The sequence below is a fragment of the Aquibacillus sediminis genome (assembly GCF_005870085.1).
In the GTDB taxonomy this organism is placed as follows: Bacteria; Bacillota; Bacilli; order Bacillales; family Amphibacillaceae; genus Aquibacillus_E; species Aquibacillus_E sediminis.
Genome location: NZ_SZNM01000079.1, coordinates 1 through 533, shown reverse-complemented (window position 1 = coordinate 533; position 533 = coordinate 1). Strand labels below are relative to the sequence as shown.

1 pseudogene is annotated in these 533 nt (G+C 40.3%); it reads left to right on the top strand.

The features are described from left to right. Positions 1 to 533 (top strand): annotated as a pseudogene (locus tag FCI53_RS21630) (hypothetical protein); the annotation flags it as partial.

Genomic DNA, 533 nt, shown 5'->3' with positions numbered 1-533 from the left:
CAAGATTAAAAGATGGCACCTTTAAACGTGCAAGAGCCGAACTGAAGCAAAAAGGCTATATCGACTTCCGTTCAAGAACTGGTAATCAATCCGCTATCTATCAGATGGTAAGTCTTGTGTTCCCTAGAGGTAATGATGTTGATAGACAATTTGTAACGGTTGATACCACAAAAGAAAGCGCGCTCATCGACGTAGATGAAATAGAATTTCAAGCAGATTATCCAACGATCACAGATGAGTATGCGGAATCTACGAACAGTCCGATTACTGAAAACGAAAGTGTGAGCCACAAAGATGACCACAAGGTGAACCACAAACCGATCCCATTATTTAAACAAAACAATACAAGACAAAAAGAAAACAAAAACGTACAAACAACAACAGCTCCTCCTGTTGACGCTGTTGTATTTTATCAAGACAACTTTGGCGGTGGTAACATCCCCAAGTTTATTAAACGCGAAATCAAAACCTGGGTGGCAAAGCTAGGAAAAGAACACGTTATCGAAGCCATGAAAGAAACCCTTTCCCATACC